Origin of the sequence: Nonomuraea typhae (assembly GCF_009760925.1) — a bacterium.
Taxonomy (GTDB): Bacteria; Actinomycetota; Actinomycetes; order Streptosporangiales; family Streptosporangiaceae; genus Nonomuraea; species Nonomuraea typhae.
On record NZ_VRLV01000005.1, the window covers coordinates 544,202 to 565,763 of the forward strand.

16 protein-coding genes are annotated in these 21,562 nt (G+C 69.1%); 10 read left to right on the top strand and 6 right to left on the bottom strand.

Going from position 1 to position 21,562, the window contains the following annotated elements:
* Positions 1 to 55 precede the first annotated feature (55 nt).
* Positions 56 to 6,805, top strand: a complete 6,750-nt coding sequence (locus FVE25_RS22030; RefSeq protein WP_157248887.1) for a DNRLRE domain-containing protein — start codon at positions 56 to 58, stop codon at positions 6,803 to 6,805.
* Between the two features lie 65 nt (positions 6,806 to 6,870).
* The gene (locus FVE25_RS22035; protein WP_157248888.1) at positions 6,871 to 7,461 is read left to right on the top strand and encodes a DUF6461 domain-containing protein; all 591 of its coding nucleotides are present in this window, start codon (positions 6,871 to 6,873) and stop codon (positions 7,459 to 7,461) included.
* Position 7,462: 1 nt separating this feature from the next.
* Here FVE25_RS22035 and FVE25_RS22040 read toward each other — a convergent pair whose 3' ends face one another.
* The gene (locus tag FVE25_RS22040; protein WP_157248889.1) at positions 7,463 to 7,651 is read right to left on the bottom strand and encodes a hypothetical protein; all 189 of its coding nucleotides are present in this window, start codon (positions 7,649 to 7,651) and stop codon (positions 7,463 to 7,465) included.
* A gap of 108 nt (positions 7,652 to 7,759) precedes the next feature.
* Between FVE25_RS22040 and FVE25_RS22045 the strand changes: the two genes are divergently transcribed.
* Entirely contained in the window at positions 7,760 to 8,977 is a 1,218-nt protein-coding gene (locus FVE25_RS22045; RefSeq protein WP_157248890.1) for a sensor histidine kinase, read from the top strand.
* Positions 8,965 to 9,603: a response regulator transcription factor gene (locus FVE25_RS22050; RefSeq protein ID WP_157248891.1), complete on the top strand. Its 639-nt coding sequence runs from the start codon at positions 8,965 to 8,967 to the stop codon at positions 9,601 to 9,603. The genes FVE25_RS22045 and FVE25_RS22050 overlap by 13 nt, the downstream gene beginning before the upstream one ends.
* 804 nt (positions 9,604 to 10,407) lie before the next feature.
* Here the strand turns inward: FVE25_RS22050 and FVE25_RS22055 are convergent.
* From FVE25_RS22055 to FVE25_RS56355, 5 genes are all read right to left on the bottom strand, one after another.
* Complete coding sequence (locus FVE25_RS22055) at positions 10,408 to 11,313, bottom strand: NAD-dependent epimerase/dehydratase family protein (protein ID WP_157248892.1); 906 nt, start codon at positions 11,311 to 11,313, stop codon at positions 10,408 to 10,410.
* A gap of 483 nt (positions 11,314 to 11,796) precedes the next feature.
* The gene (locus FVE25_RS22060) at positions 11,797 to 12,843 is read right to left on the bottom strand and encodes a 2-oxoacid:ferredoxin oxidoreductase subunit beta (RefSeq protein WP_157248893.1); all 1,047 of its coding nucleotides are present in this window, start codon (positions 12,841 to 12,843) and stop codon (positions 11,797 to 11,799) included.
* The gene (locus FVE25_RS22065; protein WP_157248894.1) at positions 12,836 to 14,671 is read right to left on the bottom strand and encodes a 2-oxoacid:acceptor oxidoreductase subunit alpha; all 1,836 of its coding nucleotides are present in this window, start codon (positions 14,669 to 14,671) and stop codon (positions 12,836 to 12,838) included. The genes FVE25_RS22060 and FVE25_RS22065 overlap by 8 nt, the downstream gene beginning before the upstream one ends.
* Before the next feature lie 195 nt (positions 14,672 to 14,866).
* Positions 14,867 to 14,941, bottom strand: coding sequence for a putative leader peptide (locus FVE25_RS57045; RefSeq protein WP_425489496.1), 75 nt, complete (start codon positions 14,939 to 14,941; stop codon positions 14,867 to 14,869).
* A 38-nt stretch (positions 14,942 to 14,979) separates the two neighbouring features.
* Complete coding sequence (locus FVE25_RS56355; protein WP_157248895.1) at positions 14,980 to 16,383, bottom strand: polysaccharide deacetylase family protein; 1,404 nt, start codon at positions 16,381 to 16,383, stop codon at positions 14,980 to 14,982.
* 175 nt (positions 16,384 to 16,558) lie between these two features.
* Between FVE25_RS56355 and FVE25_RS22075 the strand changes: the two genes are divergently transcribed.
* From FVE25_RS22075 to FVE25_RS53910, 6 genes are all read left to right on the top strand, one after another.
* The gene (locus tag FVE25_RS22075; protein WP_219825598.1) at positions 16,559 to 17,905 is read left to right on the top strand and encodes a glutamate-1-semialdehyde 2,1-aminomutase; all 1,347 of its coding nucleotides are present in this window, start codon (positions 16,559 to 16,561) and stop codon (positions 17,903 to 17,905) included.
* Positions 17,906 to 17,924: 19 nt separating this feature from the next.
* The gene (locus tag FVE25_RS22080) at positions 17,925 to 18,296 is read left to right on the top strand and encodes an NADH-quinone oxidoreductase subunit A (RefSeq protein WP_157248896.1); all 372 of its coding nucleotides are present in this window, start codon (positions 17,925 to 17,927) and stop codon (positions 18,294 to 18,296) included.
* 27 nt (positions 18,297 to 18,323) lie between these two features.
* Positions 18,324 to 18,848, top strand: coding sequence for an NADH-quinone oxidoreductase subunit B (locus FVE25_RS22085; RefSeq protein ID WP_157248897.1), 525 nt, complete (start codon positions 18,324 to 18,326; stop codon positions 18,846 to 18,848).
* A complete protein-coding gene (locus tag FVE25_RS22090) occupies positions 18,845 to 19,375 on the top strand; it encodes an NADH-quinone oxidoreductase subunit C (protein ID WP_157248898.1) in 531 nt (176 codons plus the stop codon). Before FVE25_RS22085 ends, FVE25_RS22090 begins: the two co-directional genes overlap by 4 nt.
* Positions 19,376 to 19,393: 18 nt before the next feature.
* The gene (locus tag FVE25_RS22095) at positions 19,394 to 20,335 is read left to right on the top strand and encodes a complex I subunit 1/NuoH family protein (protein WP_157248899.1); all 942 of its coding nucleotides are present in this window, start codon (positions 19,394 to 19,396) and stop codon (positions 20,333 to 20,335) included.
* A 118-nt stretch (positions 20,336 to 20,453) separates the two neighbouring features.
* A complete protein-coding gene (locus FVE25_RS53910; protein WP_181019667.1) occupies positions 20,454 to 21,503 on the top strand; it encodes a hypothetical protein in 1,050 nt (349 codons plus the stop codon).
* Positions 21,504 to 21,562: the final 59 nt, after the last annotated feature.

Genomic DNA, 21,562 nt, shown 5'->3' on the forward strand with positions numbered 1-21,562 from the left:
CCCCTCGTGCCGGAAGGTGAATGTGAACCTCCTTCGATTACTCTGCGTTATTGTCGTGTTATCGGCAGTAACCGCGCCACTCTCCGCGACCCCCTCAGCCGCCGCGGCCGCCGCCCCCGACCCTTCCACGGCGATCACCAAAGCCCAGTCGGAGGCGAAGAGCGCCGGCCGGCAGACCGAAATCCCGAGCCTGCACACGGAAAGCTCGACGACCTACGCCAACAGCGACGGCACCACGCTGACCACGGAGTTCACCGCGGATCCCGTGCGCGTCAAACAAGCGGGCCAGTGGCGGCCCGTGGACACCACGCTGATCTCCGGTGAGAACGGCATCAGCCCCCGCGCCACCAAAGCGGGCCTCGCCCTGTCCGCCGGCGGCGGCCCCGAACTGCTCACCATGTCGAGCGGAAACCTCAAGCTCTTCGGCCCGAAGGACCTGCCCGCTCCGAAGCTGACGGGCAACCGGGCCGAGTACGCCAACGCCTACGCGCCCGGCATCGACCTGGTCGTCACCGCGACACCCAGCGGCTTCCGGCAGCAGATCGTCATACGGCAGCGCCCCGCCGGCCCGCTGAAGCTCCGGGTCCCGGTCCGGCTTCCGTCCACTCTGTCCTTCGGCAAGGCCGCCTCGGGCAAGCTCGCCCTTCACGACAGCGCCGCCAAGGACGACAGAGAGCTCCCGGCCCCGCTCGTGGTCGACGCCGGCGCGGATCTGAGCGCCGGCGAGGAGGGGCGCGTCGGCAAAGCCGCCGCCACGGTGGAGAACACCGGCACCGGCCAGGTCCTGACGTTCGTTCCCGACCCGCGGTTCCTGCGCGATCCGGGCGTGACCTACCCCGTCACACTGTCCGCGGTGGCCTCCGACTGGACGCAACTGCCCGTGGGCAACGACACGTTCGTCAACAACTCCGCCTACCAGGACGGCTATGCCAACAGCGGCGCCTACCACCTGCAAGCGGGGAAGACCAACAGCGGATCCGTGCGCTGGCGCACCTACATCCGCTTCGAGGAGATCCCGGAGGACTCCCCGCTGCGCGGCGGCCGGGTGACGAACGCCGACCTCATCCTGTGGAACATCGCCTCCAACGACTGCGGGGAAAGGGTCGGCTCGGGAATCACCGCGCGCAGGGTCACGCAACGCTGGGACGTCTCCACGCTCACCTGGAACAACCAGCCGGCCGTCACCGGCGAGGCCGCCAACACGGAGTACGGCGCCTATCTGCCGGGCTGTTCCCGCGGATACATGGACTACGAATGGGACCTCTACCACTACGTCAACGGCATCGCGCAGGCGTGGGCGGACGGCCAGCCCAACTACGGATTCCAGTTGACCGCGGGCAACGAATCCGACCTGACGAACTGGCGGGCCTACCGCTCGAAGGAATGGACCCCCAGCGGCGGCTCCCACGGGCCCAAGCTCGTCATCGGCTACGAGCCCGCGATCATGGAACGGGTGAGCTACTTCCAGTCGCGCAAGCCGTCCGAGGTGCTCACCGATTCGGAGATCGCCGCGCTGAAGGCCCGGGAAACCGACACGATCCCGCAGTTCCCCGCCGTCGACGACGAGCAGTCGCGTGAGGGCGCGGAGCGCTCCGAGTCGCAGGTGGTCGTGGACGCCGCCACCCTGCAGCCGCCCTCGGACATGACCCCGGAACAACTGGAGTGGATGAGCGATCCGAACAGCGGTCCCGGCTACTACGACGGAAGCCAGGACCCGGAGGTGCCGCCCGGCCCCGACACCCCTCCGTCGGTCGCCGGCCTCAACCCGATCCCCGACGCCACCGACGTGCCCGTCGAGACGGACGTGCGCGTCGCCTTCAGCGAGCCCGTCGACGGCGTCCAGCTCACGGTCAAGGACGCAGCGGGTACGGCGGTGCCGGGCCGGTTGACCGCCAACGAGGACAAGAGCGCGGTCACCTTCGATCCCGTTCAGCCGTTCACCTTCTCCACCCGGTACACCGCCGAGGTGAGCCAGGCGAGAGACGTGACCGGCAACGTGATGACGCCGTACTCCTGGTCGTTCACCACGAAAGCGGGCACCCGGCCCTCCGGGGAACGCGCTCGCTGGCGGCTGGACGAAGGCTCGGGCACCCTTGCCGCCGACTCCACGGGGAACGGCCACGACGCCACCCTGACCGGCACCGCCCGATGGACCACCGGCAGGTCGGGGAAGGCATTGACGAACGCCACCCCGGCAGGACCGCAGGTCACGGCGAGGAGCGCGGCCGTTCCGGCCGTCGGCGACTTCATCGTGGACCCGTCCCAGAGCGCCGGCGGCAGCATCGTGACCAGGTCGCTGACACCGGCCCTGCGCGCCACCGTGACCGAACCGTCCGGGGGCGCCTCGACCGTGGAGTTCCGGGTGCTGAAGTACTCCGACGACAGCTTCGTGTGGTCGGGTTCGGCGGCGAACGTCGCCTCCGGCGCGAAGGCGTCGGTGACCGTCCCGTCAGGCAAACTGCTGGACGGCACGCGGTACGAGTGGCAGGTGCGCGCCTCGGACGCCGGCGGCGCGGCTTCCGGATGGTCGGCCTACCAGTACTTCACCGCGGACGTGCCCGAGGCGGTGGTGGATGAGTTCCAGGTGACGCCGTCGCAGGTGGTCAATGGTGAGATCGTGTCGTCGTCGTTGACGCCGGCGCTGCGGGCGCGGGTGACCGACCCCCTGGGCGGCCCGGCGACGGTCGCGGTCGAGGTGGCTCGCTACAGCGACGACGTCGTGGTGTGGTCGGGCGCGGTGGCGAACGTCGCCTCCGGCACACAGGCGACGGTGACCGTACCGGCGGGAAGGCTGCTGGACGGGACGCGGTATGAGTGGCGGGTCAAGGCCAGCACGCCGGGGAGCACCCCCGCCTGGTCGGGCTGGCGCTACTTCACCGCGGACGTGCCCGAGGCGGTGACCGACCAGTTCCAGGTCACGCCGAGCGAGACCGTCGGCACCGCCACGGTGACCACCTCGTTGACGCCGGCGTTGCGGGCGCGGGTGACCGACCCCCTGGGCGGCCCGGCGACGGTCGCGGTCGAGGTGGCTCGCTACAGCGACGACGTCGTGGTGTGGTCCGGCTCGGTGGCGAACGTCGCCTCCGGCACCCAGGCGACGGTGACCATACCGGCGGGAAGGCTCTTGGACCAGACCGCCTACGAATTCCGGGTGAAGGCGACCACGCCCGGCTCGACCCCGTCCTGGTCGGGCTGGCAGCGGTTCAACACCGACGTCTTCGACCCGGCCAGGGACCCCGCGGTCAGCCAGCCGCAGGTCGTCCCCTCGACCGGTGACAACGGCGGCACGGTGACTTCGACGGTCACCCCGGAACTCCGGGTGTCGATCGCCCACCCGCAGGCCGCCCCGTCGCGGGTGGAGTTCGAGCTGGAGCACGATCCCGGCGCGCCCCAGGGACAGGGCAGCGGCCAGATCTGGGCCACCGCGCTGGACAACGTGGCCTCGGGGACCGTCGCCGCGGTGAACGTGCCGGCCGGCAAGCTGGCCGACGGCTGGCAGGTGCGCTGGCGCGCACGCTCCCTGGCGGGGACGGCGTCATCGACCTGGTCCGCGTGGCAGCAGGTGAAGGTCGTCGTCCCCAGGCCGGGCGTGGGCCAGTTCCAGGTCACGCCGGCGCAGGTGGTGGACGGCCGGACGGTGACCACGGTTGCGACCCCGGCCCTGTACGCGCAGGTCACCTACGCCCCGGGCGGGACCCTCGGGGCCGAGTTCGAGATCGAGCACGACCCTTCCGCCTCCGAGGGGCAGGGCGCCGGGCAGATCTGGGCCGGCGCCGCGGAGAACGTCCCCGCGGGGACGCAGGCGACGGTGACGGTCCCCGCCGGCAAGCTCACCGACGGCTGGCAGGTGCGCTGGCGCGTGCGCGCGACCACGGCCACGAGCGCGTCGCCGTGGTCGGACTGGCAGCACCTGACCGTGGACCAGCCCGATTCCGCCCCCTCGGTGGAAGAGCTGCAGGTCGTCCCATCGGCGCAGGCCGACGGCGTGAGCGTCACCCCGACGCTGACGCCCGAACTGCGCACCACGGTGCTCGACCCCCGCGGCGAGCCCGTCCAGGCCGAGTTCGAGATCGAGCACGACCCTTCCGCCCCCGAGGGGCAGGGCGCCGGGCAGATCTGGGCCGCCGGCCTGGACAGGGTCGAGATCGGCTCGACGGCGGCGGTCACCGTACCCCCGGCGAAGCTGAGCGACGGCTGGGCCGTACGCTGGCGCGCCCGCGCCGTCTCGGCGAGCGCGGCCTCGCCGTGGTCCGACTGGCAGCGGTTGTCCGTGCGGATCCCCAAGCCCGGCGTGGAGAACCTGCAGGTCTCTCCCTCCAGCCAGGTCGACGGCCGTACGGTGACCCCGGTGCTGACGCCTTCGCTCAGGGCCACGGCCTCCTACGCGCCCGGCGGCGCGTTGCGGGCCGAGTTCGAGATCGAGCACGACCCCTCGGCGCCCGGTGACCAGGGGACAGGGCAGATCTGGGCCGGGGCCGTGGACGGCGTGCCCGCGGGAACGCAGGCGTCGGTCACCGTGCCCGCCGGTAAGCTGACGGACGGCTGGCTGACGCGCTGGCGGGTGAGATCCGTCGCCGGCGAACTCACCTCGGCCTGGTCCGCCTGGACGCCTCTCGCGGTCAAGCGGCCGGCGTCGGCGCCGACGCTGGGCGACCTGCGCGTCTCCCCGGCCCACCAGAGCGGCGGCAAGACGGTGACGCCCTCGACGACGCCGACCCTGTGGGCCACGCCCGACGACCCCCGAGGTGACGCGCTCACCACCGAGTTCGAGGTGCACCACGACCCCGAAGCGCCCGAAGGCCAGGGCTCAGGGGCGATCTGGACCGGTGACGTGCCTGCGGTGCCGGCCGGTTCCTCGACGTCCGTCACCCTCCCGGACGGCGAACTGGCCGACGGCTGGCTGGTGCGATGGCGCGCTCGCGCCGTCTCCGCCACGGCCGCGTCGGACTGGTCGCCCTGGCAGCAGCTCAAGGTCGACCTGATCCACGCGGGCGAGGAGCCGCTTGCCCGCACCGGCGGTCCCGTGGTGCGCACCGACCAGGACTACACGGTCGCCGCCTGGGTCCGCTGGCCGGACAAGGACGGCGCCTACACCGTCGTCCAGCAGGGCGGGCAGCACAACGCGCCGTTCTACTTGGGCAACGACCCCGCTCACGGCCTGGTCTTCACCCTGGCGGAAGGCGATACGGCCGGCGCCGCGCGCCAGGGCGTGCTCTCCGGCGTCGAGGCGCCGCAGAACCAGTGGTTCCACCTCGCCGGCGTCTACCGCGCCGCGGACAACACCGCGTCGCTGTACCTCGACGGCAAGCTGGTCAAGAGCGAGGAGATCGGCTTCCCCGCGTGGACGGCCGACGCGCCCATGACACTGGGCACCCAGCTGATCGGCGATCTGGACGAGGTCAGGGTCTTCGGCAGGAGCCTGAGCAACGACGAGATCGTGGCCGTGCGCGACGGCGTCGAAACCCCGGCCCCGGCCGCGACGGCCCCGGCCAAGCAGGCCGCGAAACCGCGGTCGGCCACTCCGGCCGTCACCGCCGGCAACCCGCACTACGAGCACTGCTGGAGAAACGAGGCGGAAGCCCGGAAACCCTCGGAACCGGTCTACTCCACCCTCCGCACCCCGGGCGGCTTCCACGCCGGCCGGAACACCTGGTGCGCCATCCAGAAGATCGGCTCCTTCGGCGCCCACCTCCGGCCGGGTCCCCGCGTCGCCGCCGAGGGGTTCGACTCCGACGCCACCATCATCGGGTTCACGTGGAACACCAAGCCCAGCGATCCCACCGTGCCCATGCGCATCCGCAACTTCGCCTTCGACATCTCGCTCGACAACTTCACGTTCATCGAAAGGGGGAACACCGCCTACCGGCGATGGGCGGAGATCGAGATCGGCATGAAGGAAGCCACGGAGACCGGCACCAGATGCCAGCTGATCTCCCAGCAGTCGCACAAGGCCAAATGGCAGGAATGGGATGCGGGAAAGGAGGTCACGTTCGTCTTCGCCTCGTACGAGGAGGACGGCGCGGGCACGGACAAGATCTCGTGGTGCCACCCGCGCTTCTACGCGAAAATCACCAGGGCCGACACGCCGCTGGTGAAGTTCACCCACACCTCCGACGCCTATCCGCAGCTGCGGTGCGACTCCGCGGAGTATTTCAAGAAAACGGTGGGCAGCGGCTGCGTGTTCGACCACGCGAAACTCGTCTACGTGACGCACGAGGTCCTTCCCGGCGACCCGATGAAATCCTCGAACCTGCCCGACATCAAGCAGGAAGTCAAAACCGCCTACCGGAACGTCCCGTCGCACATCTGGACGGCGCTGCATCGGCCGCAACAGACGCAGCCGTGGGCAGAGAACAAGAGCGTCCCCGGGTACTGGGGCCTCGGCCTGGTCAGATCCGTCAACGAGACCTGGAACGCCAAGAACAACAACAAGGTCCGCAAGCAGTGCAAGGACCTGTACCCCGAATACACGACGACGAATGCCGAGATCGGGAAACCGGGCACGACCGGCAATCCGCCGGTACCCATTCCGGCCAAGGACCGGCGCGTCTACGAATGCGACGAGTTCCCGTTCGAGTCCACCATCCAAGGAGCCTGGACCTCGGCGGAAGGCAAGGACCAGCCGCAGAACAGAAACTATTCCATCCGTCCCGTCTACTGGCGCAACAACGGCGACGACGGCCGGCTCCTGCGCTTGTTCTACGAACTCAACAGGGTTCTTGCGGTCGATGGAAACACCCGCAAGACTGAATACGACAAATTCAAGGTGGACCCGAGGGTGCCGCAAGCGCCGCCCATTCAATAAGCCCACCGCCCGGGGCGCCTCGCGGAAGTCCGCCGGGCGCCCCGGCTCCACCGCCGGGAGCGGTCATGACGGCCGAGTTGATCGACCTCTACACGCGGATCGTCAGGCAGAGCCTGCCCGAGGACGTCTGCTGGATCGTGGTCAAACCCCGGACCGGCACCCTCACCGTGAACGACGCCGTGATCAGGCTGGGCCGTACCCCGGAAGAGCTCGAGCACATGCACACCCTCGACGCCGCCGAACTCGCCCACATGGGGGAGACCGCCCTGTCCCTGGACGAGGCGGGCGACGGCGTGGCGCTGTTCCAGATCGGCGGATACGCGGGTCTCCTGCCCGAGGTGATGGAACCGCTGAGCCGGGATGCCCGTGCGTGGACGGTCACCTGGGACGTCAACGCCGACTTCACCATGCTGATCTGGGACGACGGCGCCGTCACCGGCGGCTGGAACCCCTATGAACCCCGCGAAACCTGGGCGACGGGACTCGGCCCGATGGCCGGGCACGCCCCTCTCTTCGCCCGTTACGACCTGGACGACGCCACGCAGGATCCCTACTACCGGCACGCGGTGTCCCTGGCCGTGATCGAGCGGGAATCAGGAGTGCGGCTGGACGGAGCCTGGATCCACCGGGAGCATCCGACACTCCTTGACGTGTGACTCAGCTTCCCTGCTTGCGGCCCCTGACGTGGCTGGTGATGAGGCCGGCGATGCAGGCGAGGGCGATGCCCCCGGCGATGTAGCCGATCCAGGTGGTCCCGCTGAGGATGTTGTTGGCGATCACGTTGACCGCCGCGCAGGCGGTCAGGACGATCCAGAGGAAGGCGCGGAAGGTGGTGTCGCTTGTCATGGGTCCGACCCTAGGAACCCGCCTGATCTGCGGAAATCCCGGAGGCTACCCAGATGGAGTAGTGCCTGCTGGAGGGAGTTATGTCCGGTTCGACGGTACCTTGGCTACATGCTGGTCACCTTCAAACGGCTGGCGGGAGGGCTCGGCACCGCGTCCTTGGCCGTGCTGACGATGCTCTGCTGGGCGCTCGTCGGCGCCGCCTGCCTGCTGGGCGTGGGGCTGCTGCTCGTCCTGCCGATGGTCGCGGTGACCAGGGCGCTGGCCGAGCGGGAGCGCGAACGGCTGCGCCGCCGCGGCGTCGAGATCGTCTCCCCCTACACGCAGGACAGAATGCCCGGGGCCGGGTGGGCCGCCAGGATGCGCGCGGTGCGCGCCGACCGTGCCACGCTGCGCGACCTCGGCTGGCTCGGCTCGCACGCCACGCTGGGGCTGCTGTGCGGGGTGCTGGGCGTGCTCATGCCCATCGCCGCGGTGCGTGAGATCAGCTACCCGCTGTGGTGGCAGCTGCTGCCGCCGCAGGAGCAGACGACGAACTTCGACGTGCCGGTGCAGACTTGGCCGGCCGCGATCTTCACCTCGTTCATGGGCGCGGTCGTCCTCGTGGGACTGATCCGCCTGTCCCCTGCGCTGACCCGCCTGCAGGAGCATCCGGCGACCCGGCTGCTCGTCCCGCACCCCTCCGTGGACCTGTCCAAGCGCATCGTGCAGCTCACCGCGACGCGGGCGGGCGCACTGCGCGCCCACGCCACCGAACTGCGCAGGATCGAACGCGCCCTGCACGACGGCACCCAGAACCGGCTCAACGCGGTCGTCGTCACCGTCGCGGCGGCCAAGCGGGCCGTCGCCCGCGACCCCGAACGCGCCCTGCACGCGCTCGACCGTGCGCAGAACGCCGCCGAGCAGGCCGCGGCCGAACTGCGCGCCGTGGTACGCGCCCTGCTGCCGCCCATCCTCGAGGACAGAGGGCTGTCCGGCGCGCTCAGCGCCCTGGCCTCCGGCTGCGCCGTCCCCTGCCGGCTGACCGTCGGCGAGACGGGGCCGGTGCCGCTGTCGGTGGAGACCGCCGCCTACTTCACCGTGGCCGAAGCGCTCACCAACGTCAGCAAGCACAGCGGCGCCCGGCAGGCCGAGGTCCTGGTCGAACGGAACGGGCCCGCCCTGCGCATCATGGTGCGCGACGACGGCAAGGGCGGTGCCCGCGACGACACCGGGACCGGCCTGGCCGGGATCCGGCGCCGCGTCGAAGCACACGACGGAATGATGACCCTGACGAGCCCCTGCGGGGGGCCGACCGTGATCGAGGTGGAACTGCCGTGCGAGTCGTGATCGCCGAGGATGACGCGCTGCTCCGTGAAGGCATGGTCCTGTTGCTCAGCGGCGAAGGCGTCGAGGTGGCCGCCGCCACCGGCGAACCCGGAGGCTTTCTGGCCGCCGTCGAAGAGCACCTGCCCGACGTGGCCGTCGTGGACGTCCGCATGCCGCCCACGCACACCGACGAGGGCATCAAGGCCGCCGTCGAGGCCAAGCGGCTGCATCCGGAGCTGGGCGTGCTCGTGCTGTCGGCCTACGTGGAGCAGGCGTTCGCCACCGACCTGCTGGCCGGCGGCACCAAAGGCATCGGCTACCTGCTCAAGGAACGGGTCGGCAAGGTCGAGGAGTTCATGGAGGCGCTCAACCGGGTCGCCGACGGCGGCACGGCGATCGACCCCGACGTGGTGGCGCAGCTCTTCACCCGCCGCCGCGACCCTCTCGACCAGCTCACCGCCAGGGAACGCGAAGTGCTCTCCCTGATGGCCGAGGGGCTGGGCAACATGGCGATCGCCGACAAACTGGTGATCTCGGAGGGGGCGGTGCACAAACACATCCGCAACATCTTCGCCAAGCTCGACCTGACGCAGACCGACCGGGTGGACAGGAGGGTGGCGGCGGTGCTGCGCTACCTCGGCAACTGAATTCCCCGCGGAATATAGGCTCAACTCACCACACGGTGGTCAGCAATTACGAATGGACCAGACGGGTGTCCAGTTCTGGTCGTGCACCTCGTCGTCCGGTCTGGTGGTTCACGAAATAGCCCGCATCGGTTACAGCGGAAGAGGTCGAAGTTCTTCCATCTGACTACGGTGGGGCCACCCGGACTGGCAGTTCCAGACATCGCTGTGATGGGTACGTCCCGCCGCCGGGGACATCCCCGGCCAGGTGCCTGGACTGCGCGTCCGCAGGCACTGTCGGATAGGTCACGACGGACCGGTCCGGGTCGCGACGAACAGCACTAAGACCTTGTTCTTGATGGCATGTTTGTTTCCCCTGATGCTGCGAACGAGGCCCGGTTGTCGATGACCGGGCCGCGTGTTACCGCCTCACCTCTCCCCGTTGATAGACGAGCCGAATCCCGTATTCCGGCCGGTTGACTTGGTGAACCCGAAAAGAATTCCCGTAAGTTTTCCCCGAATTCACCATACAACTGGCGGGGTGACCTTCGGCAAGGCCGCAGCGAAAATTCGAAATAGTCAGACTTTTGACCGCACCGGGGCGGTGATGATTCCCCGTGAAGTGGCTTGTCCAGGAAACTCGAGGGCAGCGAGAGCGCGGCCGTCCGGCTCGGCCAGACGATCGCCGGCGGAACGACTGGGAAGGCGAGGTGCAGGGCCCACACGACCCGATAGTTGCGGATCGGTTCACCTGCCGCGTCTGCCTGGACACCAACTGGAGAAAGCGCGGGGCGGACCGGGGTGGCCGGTCCGCCCCGCGCCTCTGTCTCAGGTCTTTCTGCCCTGGTCGGCGTACCACGCGATGGTGTTCTTCAACCCGTCGACCAGCGAGGTCCTGGGTTGCCAGCCGAGTGCGGCCCCGGTCGGGGCCAGGTCGGCGATGTGGGCGCGGTCGAGCTGCCGGTCGGGCAGCGCGCCGTACTCGGGCGGGGTCGGGCTGGCGGCCAGGCGGTGGAGCAGTTCGACGGTGTCGCGGATGGACACGCCGATCCCGCTGCCCACGTCGTACATGCCGCCCGCGGCCTTCGGGCTTTCTGCGGCGGCGATGAATGCCTCGATCACGTCGTCTATGTAGATCCAGTCCACCAGCCGGGTACCGCTGCCCAACTGGGCGGTTTGCCCGTTGAGCAGCGAGGTGGTGACGTAGGGCACCAGTTTGGTGGTGTCCTGCTGGCCGGGGCCGTACACCATGGCGATGCGCAGGACGGACACGTCCACCGCGAACAGGTGGTGGAAGAGCCGTGCGTAGATCGCTGCCGAGGTCTTGGCGGCGGAGTACGGCGAGTGCGGCACGCCCTGGTCGGAGCGCAGTTCTTCGATCGATCCGGCGAAGACCAGCCGCATGGGCCGGTTGACTGCGGCGGTGAGCAGGTTGACGGCGGCGATCAGGTTGCCGTGGAGGATGGCTCTGACCATGCCGACGTCTCTGGTGCCGGTGACCTCGCTGGCGAGGTGGAAGAGCAGGTCGGGGCGGACTGTGCCCAGGAGTTCGGCGGTGGGCTCGGCGTCCCGTAGGTCGCATTGGTGCCAGATCTCGCGACCGGTGCGTGATTGCGGCCGGCGGCTTACCGCGTGTACTTCGGCGCCGAGTTGTTCGAGTCGGCGCGTGAGATGTGCTCCTATGAACCCTGAGGCGCCTGTGACGAGTGCGCGGGTTCTCTGCCATTGCGGCATTGTTCTTCTCCCTCCCTCATGACATGCCGGAACGTGCCTGAAGGAAGGGGCGGCGGCCCCCTCGGGCTCGGCGGGGGATGACCGGGACTATGAGGATCAGGGTCGGGCCCGGCCCTGGTGAGAGCGCGGCGGCGGGGTTCCTTGCGTGGACGGCGTCGTGGCACGTTCCGGCGGATCTCGTGCCGTCGTCGTTGCGGTCTCGAGATGGGGGCGGCGTACGGCCGGGCACGCTTGGCCGGGCAGTGGGCCAGGCCGACGTGTCGCGGGGCGCGGGTGAGGCGGCATGAGTGGCCGCCGCAGTCGGGTTCGACCGGTGGCTCGGATTCGGCCACGGTGATGTGCGGGACTGGCGGCGGTAGGAGTGTTACCGCCGGTAGCCCGAGAAAGGTGGCTGCCAAGAGCAAAATGGCAGATACCACGCTCTTGGCAGCCAATGAGGTCTCCGAGACAGAGGGTCTGCTACGGAGCCATTGTTAACTCGGCTCAGCTAATGCGCCAGGTGTCTCCGCCCAGCAACAGTTCGCTGAGATCGCCGGGACCCTGCTTGGCCGCCGCCTGCTCGAGCTGTTCGGCCATGAGCACGTCGTACGCAGGCCGGTCGACCTGCCGGAAGATGCCGATCGGCACGTGTTCGAAGGCCGGCTCGTCCAGGCGGCTCAGCGCGAAGGCCACCGAAGGGTCGGGATTGTGGGCGTCATGGATAAGGATTTCGTCCTCGTCCACTGTGGCCCGGTCGGCCACCCGGATGCCGCCGCCGGCCGCGCGCACGACGGCCTTGGTGGTGCTCACGATCGGCTGGTCGTGCTCCAGGCGCAGCGTGATGTCGTCGCGGACCTCGGGGTCCTTGAGCGGCTCGAAGGCGTTGTCGTTGAAGATGTTGCAGTTCTGGTAGATCTCGACCAGCGACGTGCCGCGGTGGGCGGTCGCCTCGCGCAGCACCGACTGCAGGTGCTTGCGGTCGGAGTCGATGGTCCTGGCCACGAACGAGGCTTCGGCCCCGATGGCCAGCGAGATCGGGTTGAACGGCTTGTCCAGCGAGCCCATGGGCGTCGACTTGGTGATCTTCCCGACCTCGGAGGTGGGGGAGTACTGGCCCTTGGTCAGCCCGTAGATCCGGTTGTTGAACAGCAGGACGTTGAGGTTGACGTTGCGCCGGAGGGCGTGGATGAGGTGGTTGCCGCCGATCGACAGGGCGTCGCCGTCCCCCGTGATCACCCACACCGACAGGTCGGGACGGCTGGCCGCGAGGCCGGTCGCGATCGCCGGCGCGCGGCCGTGGATCGAGTGGAAGCCGTAGGTGTTGAGGTAGTACGGGAAACGCGAGGAGCAGCCGATGCCGGAGACGAAGACGATGTTCTCGCGGCGCAGCCCCAGCTCGGGCAGGAAGCTCTGCACCGCGGCCAGGATCGCGTAGTCACCGCAACCCGGGCACCAGCGCACCTCCTGGTCGGACTTGAAGTCCTTGAGCGTCTGCTTCGCGTCGGTCTTGGGGATGAGGTCCAGCCCCTTGCCGTTGACCAGCTCAGTCACTGTCGATCACGTCCTGGATGACTCCGGCCAATTCCTCGGCCTTGAACGGGAGCCCGCGCACACGGTTGTAGCTGATGATGTCCACCAGGAACTTGGCGCGCAGGATCAGGGCCAGCTGGCCGAGGTTGATCTCGGGCAGCAGCACCTTGTCGTAGCTCTTGAGGACCTCGCCGGTGTTGGCGGGCAGCGGGTTGAGGTGGCGCAGATGTGCCTGCGCGACCTTGCCGCCGGCCTTCCTGATGCGGCGTACGGCTGCCGCGATCGGCCCGTAGGTCGAGCCCCAGCCCAGCACGAGCACCCGGGTGCCGTCGTGGGGGTCGTCGACCTCCAGGTCGGGGACGTCGATCCCGTCGATCTTGGCCTGCCGGAGCCGGACCATGCGGTCGTGGTTGTTGGGGTCGTAGGAGATGTTGCCGGTGCCGTCGGCCTTCTCGATGCCGCCGATGCGGTGCTCCAGGCCGGGTGTGCCGGGGATGGCCCAGGGGCGGGCCAGCGTCTCGGGGTTCCGCGTGTACGGCTTGAACTCGTCGTCGGTCACCACGGCGAATTCAGTGGAGATATCCGGCAAGTCGGAAACCTCGGGCAGGCGCCACGGCTCGGAACCGTTGGCCAGGTAACCGTCGGACAGCAGGTACACCGGCGTCCGGTACTTCACCGCGATCCTGGCCGCCTCGATCGCCGCGTCGAAGCAGTCGCTCGGCGAGCTGGGCGCCACGATCGGCACCGGAGACTCGCCGTTGCGGCCGAACATGGCCATCAGCAGGTCGGTCTGCTCGGTCTTGGTCGGCATGCCCGTCGAGGGCCCGGCCCGCTGCACGTCCACGAGGATCAGCGGCAGCTCGGTCATGACCGCGAGGCCCACGGTCTCGCCCTTGAGCACGACGCCCGGACCGCTGGTCGTGGTCACGCCCAGCGCGCCGCCGAAGGCCGCGCCCAGGGCGGCGCCGACGCCGGCGATCTCGTCCTCCGCCTGGAAGGTGCGCACCCCGAACTGCTTGTGCTTCGACAGCTCGTGGAGGATGTCGCTGGCCGGGGTGATCGGGTAGGAGCCCAGGAACAACGGCAGTTTGGACTGCACGCTGGCCGCGATGAGGCCGTAGGCCAGCGCCTGGTTGCCCGAGATGTTGCGGTAGACGCCCGGCTCCAGCTTGGCCGGCTTGATCTCGTAGGAGACCGAGAACGACTCGGTGGTCTCGCCGTAGTTCCAGCCCGCCTGGAAGGCCGCGATGTTCGCCTTGGCGATCTCGGGCTTCTTGGCGAACTTCTGCTCCAGGAACGAGATCGTGTGCTCGGTGGGCCGGTGGTAGAGCCACGAGAGCAGGCCCAGCGCGAACATGTTCTTGGAGCGCTCGGCGTCCTTCTTGGAGATGTCGAAGCCCTCGAGGGCCTTGACCGTGAGTGAGGTCAGCGGCACCGCGTGCACGCGCCACTCTGCCAGCGAGTCGTCCTCGAGCGGGTTGCCGTCGTAGCCGACCTTCTGGAGGTTGCGCTTGGTGAACTCGTCGGTGTTGGCGATGATGTCCGCGCCCCGGGGAAGATCGCCGAGGTTGGCCTTGAGCGCGGCAGGGTTCATCGCGACCAGGACATTAGGGGCATCACCCGGTGTGAGGATGTCGTGGTCGGCGAAGTGGAGCTGGAAGCTGGAAACCCCCGGCAGGGTGCCCGCAGGGGCGCGGATCTCGGCGGGGAAGTTGGGCAACGTGGACAGGTCGTTGCCGAACTCCGCCGTGCCGGCGGTAAAGCGGTCACCGGTGAGCTGCATGCCGTCGCCGGAGTCGCCGGCGAACCTGATGATCACGCGGTCGAGTTGCTGAACCTGCTTCGTCACAACGCCTCCTTGTCCGGGGCGGTGCGTCTTTGTGTGCCCTCGCTACGCTCGGTCACGAGTCCTCCTCGGCGCGCCGTTGCGCGGGAGTGGGCGCGGTCTCTGTTTCCATGCTAGATCCTCGGAAGGGTCAAGACGTTTCCTCGCCGCACAATGCGGGTAAACGCGATGAAAGTTAGGGGATGCGGGGGAGAACGACTACGGGTGACACAGCCCGGACGCGAGCCTGCAGAGATCGACGTGCAGGCGGGAGAAGAGGGCCGTTCGGGTCACGAGCGCCAACTATACGTCCCCCTCAACCGCCGGATACGTCAGGGGTTGGCTTCCGATTGCGCCGCCCCCGATAGGTACAAGCGTCCGGCCTGCATGCTTGCAGTACCGTACAACTCTGGAACGGTGACGAAGGTGTAACCCTTCCCGCGGAGTTTTTTGAGGATGTCCGGAACGGCGTCAACGGTTGTCCGGTGAATGTCGTGCATCAGGACGATGGCCCCGGGATGCGCCCCCTTGACGGCCCGCTTGGCCACGACGCCGGGCTTCCTGTCCTTCCAGTCGCGGGTGTCGACGTCCCAGTTCACCAGCGCCACCCCGAGCTCCTTGGCGACCGTTCTGACGTCTTTGCTCACCGCTCCGTACGGCGGGCGGACCAGCGTCGGGCGTTCACCGAGCGTAGCGGTCAACGCGTCCTGGGTCCGTCCGAGCGAATCCGTGATCTTGCTGCTGGACAACTTCGACAGATCCCGGTGCGCCCAGCTGTGGTTGCCGACCAGATGCCCCTCGTCGCTCATCCGGCGCAGGAGGTCGGGCCGGGCCGCGGCGTTGATGCCGACCGTGAAGAACGTTGCCCGCGCCCCCGCGTCGCGCAACATGTCCAGGAGCCGGCCCGTGTGCGGGCCCGGCCCGTCGTCGAAGGTGAGCGCCACGCACTTGACCGTCGCGCAGTCCACCGTGCCCGCCAGGCTGCTGGTCGCCTCCGGGCTGTGCGTGGGCGTCATCTCCGGTGTGCTCCGCGGCGGCTCGGGGGCGGCCTCCCGCGCCGCCTCCCGTGCCCGCCGCCCGGCCTCCGACAGCAGCGGCTCCGCCTCGGCAGCCGGTACGGCTTCCGCCACCCTGCCCAGCGAGCAGGCGCCGACCTGGCAGTCGTCGAACTCGACCACCAGATCGCCGTCGCGGTTGAAGGCCATGGAGTCGAACAGCTCGGGATCCGCGCCCACCTCGTAGCCGTCCTCTCCCAGCCCTCGGGCCGACAGGCGCTGCTTCACCTTCTCGGCCAGGATGCGCAGCGCCTCGCCGCCGCTCAGCAGTCCTGAGGAGGGAAACGCCTGCTTGGTCGGGCCGTCGTACCAGAAGGTGCGATTGGCGTTGCCCCAGTTGGCCCCGAAGAATTCCCCGGTGCGCAGCCGTACCGCGATGGTTGCGTCGGAGGCGACGGGCAGTTGCCAGTCCACGTTGAGCTCGGGGCGGGGGGCCGGCCCGTGCTTGGCGGTGGACTCGCGGAAGGCGCGCATCTGGCGCCGGGCCTCCTCGCGCACCTTTTCGTTGAGGGGGTCGGCGCCGTCGATCTGGGGATAGGTGATGTGCACATATCTGCGGCCCGCGTCACCCTCGCTCAGCGTTTTGGTGACCAGCCCGTCGACGCGGGAGGGGTCCACGAAATCGATCTTCGTCGGCTCGGCGGGGACCGTGCGGTCGCCCTCGGGGGAGGCGGTGGCCATGCCGCAACCTGCGACGGATGCGGCAATTAGCGCGATTCCTCCGAAGAATCGCATTTTGGGCATGCGAGCCAGGCTATGGGGGCCCTTTTCGCGTTTTACCTTCCCTTGGGAATCTTGGAGTCGAGCCTTTAGCGGGGTATGTACGTAATGGAGTTGCGTGCCTACGATGTGGTGGGTGTGGGATCAAGAACCGGTGACGGGGTTCCTTCAATCGACTCTTCTTCAGCGCAAGCTCCATGACCTGGTGCCCGGCGGCGCCCATACCTACGCCCGCGGCGCCGACCAGTACCCCGAAGGCATGGCGCCGGTGCTCGTCCGCGGCAAGGGCGCCCGGGTCTGGGACGCCGACGGCAACCGCTTCGTCGAGTACGGCATGGGCCTGCGGTCGGTCACGCTCGGCCACGCCTACCAGCCGGTCCTCGACGCGGTCAGAGCCGTGCTCGACGACGGCCTCAGCTTCACCCGGCCCACCGAGCTGGAACTGCACGCGGCCGAGGACTTCCTCGCCCCGCTGCCCGGCGCCGACATGGTCAAGTTCGCCAAGAACGGCTCCGACGTCACCACCGCCGCCCTCCGGCTGGCCCGTGCCCACACCGGGCGCGACCTCGTGGCGATCTGCGAGCAGCCGTTCTTCTCCACCGACGACTGGTTCGTCGGCGCCCTCGACATGAACGCCGGCATCCCCGAGGCCACCAAACGGCAGACGCTGCGCTTCCCCTACAACGACCTCGGCGCGCTGGGCAGGCTCTTCGCCGAGCACCCCGGCCAGATCGCCTGCGTCATCATGGAAGCCGGCACCGCCATGGCCGAGCCCGAGCCCGGCTACCTCGAAGGCGTGCGCGCCCTGTGCACCGACCACGGCGCCGTCCTCGTCTTCGACGAGATGATCACCGGATTCCGCTGGTCCTACCCCGGCGCCCAGGAGCTGTACGGCGTCCGCCCCGACCTGTCCTGCTGGGGCAAGGGCATCGGCAACGGCTTCCCCGTCTCCGCCCTGACCGGCCGCCGCGAGCTCATGGAACTCGGCGGCCTGCGCACCGACCGCCCCCGCGTCTTCCTGCTGTCGTCCACGCACGGCGCGGAAAGCGTCTCGCTGGCCGCCCTGCGCGCGGTGATCCGCGCCTACGCGGAAAACGACCCCGTGGCCGTCATGGAGGAACGCGGCCGAGCCCTGGCCGACGGCGTCAACGAGGCCGCCCGCGACCTCGGCGTCGCCCCCCACGTCGAAGTGGTCGGCCGCCCCTCCTGCCTGATCTTCACCACCAGGGACCCCGACGGCCGGCCGTCCCAGGCGTTCCGCACGCTCTTCCTGCAGGAGCTCCTGCGCCGCGGCGTGCTGTGCCAGTCGTTCGTGGTCTCCGCCGCGCACACCCCCGAGGACATCGAGCTGACCGTCGAGGCCGCGCGCGCCGCCCTGATCGTGTACGGCAAGGCGCTGGAGGACGGCGTCGACCGCTTCCTGACCGGCGCTCCGGTGGCTCCCGCCCTGCGCAGTCACGCGGCTCCTCGCCGCCTGGGGTAGCGGAGGTTACGATCAGCCCATGGACGGCTACTACGGCAACTACGCTCTGGTCGCCGCGCTGCTGCTCATCGGCGTGATCATCGTGGCCGGCGCGCTGACGGCCAACCGCCTGCTGCGCCCCAGCCGGCCGACGCCCGAGAAACTGACCACCTACGAGTGCGGCGTCGACCCGGTCGGTGACGGCTGGGCGCAGTCGCAGATCCGCTATTACGTGTTCACGTACCTGTACGTGGTCTTCGCCGTGGACGCCGTCTTCCTGTTCCCGTGGGCGACGGTCTTCGCCGCCCCCGGCTACGGCATGACGACGCTGGTGGAGATGTTCGTCTTCCTCGGCTTCATCGCCCTCGGCATCCTGTACGCCTGGCGCAAAAAGGTCCTCACCTGGACCTAGTCCACGCCCCGAGCAAGAATGGTCCGCATGGCCGATCTTCCGATGCCCACCGTGGGTCCGATCTCCAGGTTGGCGCCCAAGCCCATGCGGTTCGTGCTCAACTGGGGGCGGCGGTATTCGCTGTGGGTCTTCAACTTCGGGCTGGCCTGCTGCGCGATCGAGTTCATCGCCACCTCGACGTCCCGGCACGACTTCATCAGGTTCGGCGTCATCCCGTTCGCCAACGGGCCGCGGCAGGCCGACCTGATGATCGTCTCCGGGACCGTCACGGACAAGATGGCGCCCGCCGTAAAACGGCTTTATGAGCAGATGCCGGATCCCAAGTACGTGATCTCCTTCGGCGCCTGCTCCAACTCCGGCGGGCCGTACTGGGACTCCTACTGCGTGACCAACGGCGTCGACCAGATCATCCCCGTCGACGTCTACGTGCCCGGCTGCCCGCCGCGGCCGGAGGCGCTGCTCTACGGGATCATGAAGCTTCAGGAGAAGATCTCCGGGGAGAAACTCAGCGAACGCTACATCTGGTCGCGCGCCCACGGGGAGGACACGTGAGCTTCGAGTCCTGGGGCGAGCGCGCCCGGGTCAGCGAGACGTTCGGCGAGCGCACGGCCGACGTGGCCGCCGGCGACTGGATCGAGGCGCTCACCCACGCCCGCGACGAACTCGGCTACGAGTTCTTCGACTGGCTGACCGGCGTCGACGACCCGCCCGAGGGCTTCCACGTCGTCGCCCACCTCTACAACCCCGCCGAGCGCGCCCGTCTGCTCGTGCGCACCTGGGTGCCCCGCGCCGAACCCCGGCTCGCCTCGGCCGTCGGCGTCTACCGCGGCGCCAACTGGCACGAGCGCGAGACGTACGAGATGTTCGGCGTCGTCTTCGACGGTCACCCCAACCTGGTGCCGCTGCTTCTGCCCGACGGCTTCGAAGGGCACCCGCTGCGCAAGGACTTCGTCCTGGCCGCCCGCGTCGCCAAGGTCTGGCCAGGCGCCAAGGAACCCGGCGAGTCCGGGCACGGCTCGCCCAGCCGCCGCAAGACCCTGCCGCCCGGAGTACCCGCCGACTGGGGCACGTCCGACTGATCCCTTGGAGATGGCCCGATGCTCGACGTGATCCTGCGCTTCGCCGTCATCCTCGCCGTGTTCCTGCTCCTGCCGCTGATCATCGGGCAGACCGAGCACAAGGTCATGGCCCACATGCAGTCGCGGCTCGGGCCCATGTACGCCGGCGGCTTCCACGGCTGGGCGCAGCTCATCGCCGACGGGGTCAAGTTCGCCCAGAAAGAGGACGTCATCCCGGCCGCGGCCGACCGCCGCATCTTCATGATCGCACCCGGCGTGGCGCTCGTGCCGTACCTCGTCGTCCTGATCGTCATCCCGGTCGACCGCAACGGCTTCGGCGTCAACCTCGATCTCGGCCTGTTCTTCGTGCTCGCCGTCATGGGAATCGGGGTCCTCGGCTCGATCATGGCCGGGTGGGCCTCGGCCAACAAGTACTCCGTGCTCGGCGGCATGCGCTCGGCCGCCCAGCTCATGTCGTACGAGCTGCCGCTCGTCCTGGCCGCCTCCTCCGTGGCGATGGCCGCCGGGACGCTGTCGCTGCCCGGGATCCTGGAGCAGTGGCAGTGGTGGTGGCTGCCCTGGCAGGCCGTCGGCGGCTTCGTCTTCTTCGTGGCCGGGCTCGCCGAGCTGCGGCGTCCGCCGTTCGACATGCCGATCGCCGAGTCCGAGATCATCATGGGGCCGATGACCGAGTACACCGGGATGCGGTTCGCCCTGTTCATGCTCTCCGAGTACGTCGGGATCGTGGTGCTGTCGTTCCTCACCACCGTGTTGTTCCTGGGCGGGTGGCACGGGCCGTTCCTCCCTGGGTGGATGTGGACGCTGCTCAAGGTGTTCCTGCTGGCCTTTGTCGTGATCTGGTTGCGGGTGAGCTTTCCCCGGCTGCGTGAGGACCAGTTGCAGAAGCTTGCGTGGGTGGGGCTGGTGCCCCTGGCCCTGGGGCAACTGGCGTTGACGGGGGTCGTCAAGGTATTGCTCTGACATGTCCCCACATGAACTCCGCGCCCGCCCGCCGGCTGAGACCATCCTGACCTGGGACTCCGGCGTGCTTGTCGTTTCCGCGCCCTCGGGGTCCCGGTCTCTGCGGGGGGTTGGCGGGTTGCTGCACTACCGCTACGAGCAGAGCGTCCTGGACGTCCGGAGCAGGGCTCCGGTCTTCGACCATCACGTCGACGGGCTGGCCGTGCTGGATGCGGCCGGGCTGGTGCTGGTCGAACTGCCGGGGGAGTGGGCGGCGGAGGAGGTCGCCGCCTTCTGCGAGACGACCGGGCTGGCGCATCACCCGGCGCTGGACGCCTTCTCGCCGCGGGTCCGCGCCGCGCTGTCCGTCCGGGCGCCTGGGTGGTGCCGGATGACCGGGGTACGGCCCGGCCCGCCTGCCCGGTGGCGGAAGCCGGTGGCCGTCGGGCTGGGGGTGGTGGCGCTGGCTGCCATGGCTTACCTGGCTTCGACGGGGTCGTGGGTTGTGTGGCGGGGGTTTGCCACCTTGGGGCGGCTTTTGGTGGAGTTTGTGGAGGTTAAGTGGCTGGTGTTCTTGTTCAGCCCGTTGCTGCTCCTGCTCGCGCCGGTCCGGGAGCGGCTGACCCGGCGTAGCCTGCGCAAGGGGGTGGTCGTGGGGTCTGCGGGCGGGCGTCATCTTCGGGTGTCGTCGGGGGTTTTGTATATCCATCGGGGGGCGCAGCGGCTGGCGTCCCTTCTCATCGCGCCGGAGGCGTTTCCTGCGGGTGAGCTGTCCGGTGGATCCGGTGCTTCTGGAGGGTCCGGTGCCTCCGAGGGGTCCGGTGCTTCAGGGGGGTCCGGTGCTTCTGGAGGGTCCGGTGCTTCAGGGGGGTCCGGTGCTTCAGGTGGTTCGGGGACCCAGGGGCACGACGCCGTGGCGGCCCCGCGGGCGGTCGGCTTGCCCTTGACCAAACCCCGCAGCGGGTATGCCGGTCGTGCCGCGCGTCTCCTTCTCTACCGGCATGAGGACCTGGCCGGTCTCGTCGTGCTGTCCGTCAGCGGCCGCCCCATCCACCACATTCCCGGGCCGTGGTCGCCCGAGCACGTCAACCGGTTCGCCGACCTGCACGGATTCCCGCTGGAGGTCCGTAACCTGGCGCGCGAGGAGTACTTTTCCCTGACCACGCAGTCCATCGACGCCACACCCTGAGCCGCCTGCCATCCACGCCCGGCCGCCGGGTCCACGGAGGCGTCGGCCGTACCTCCGGA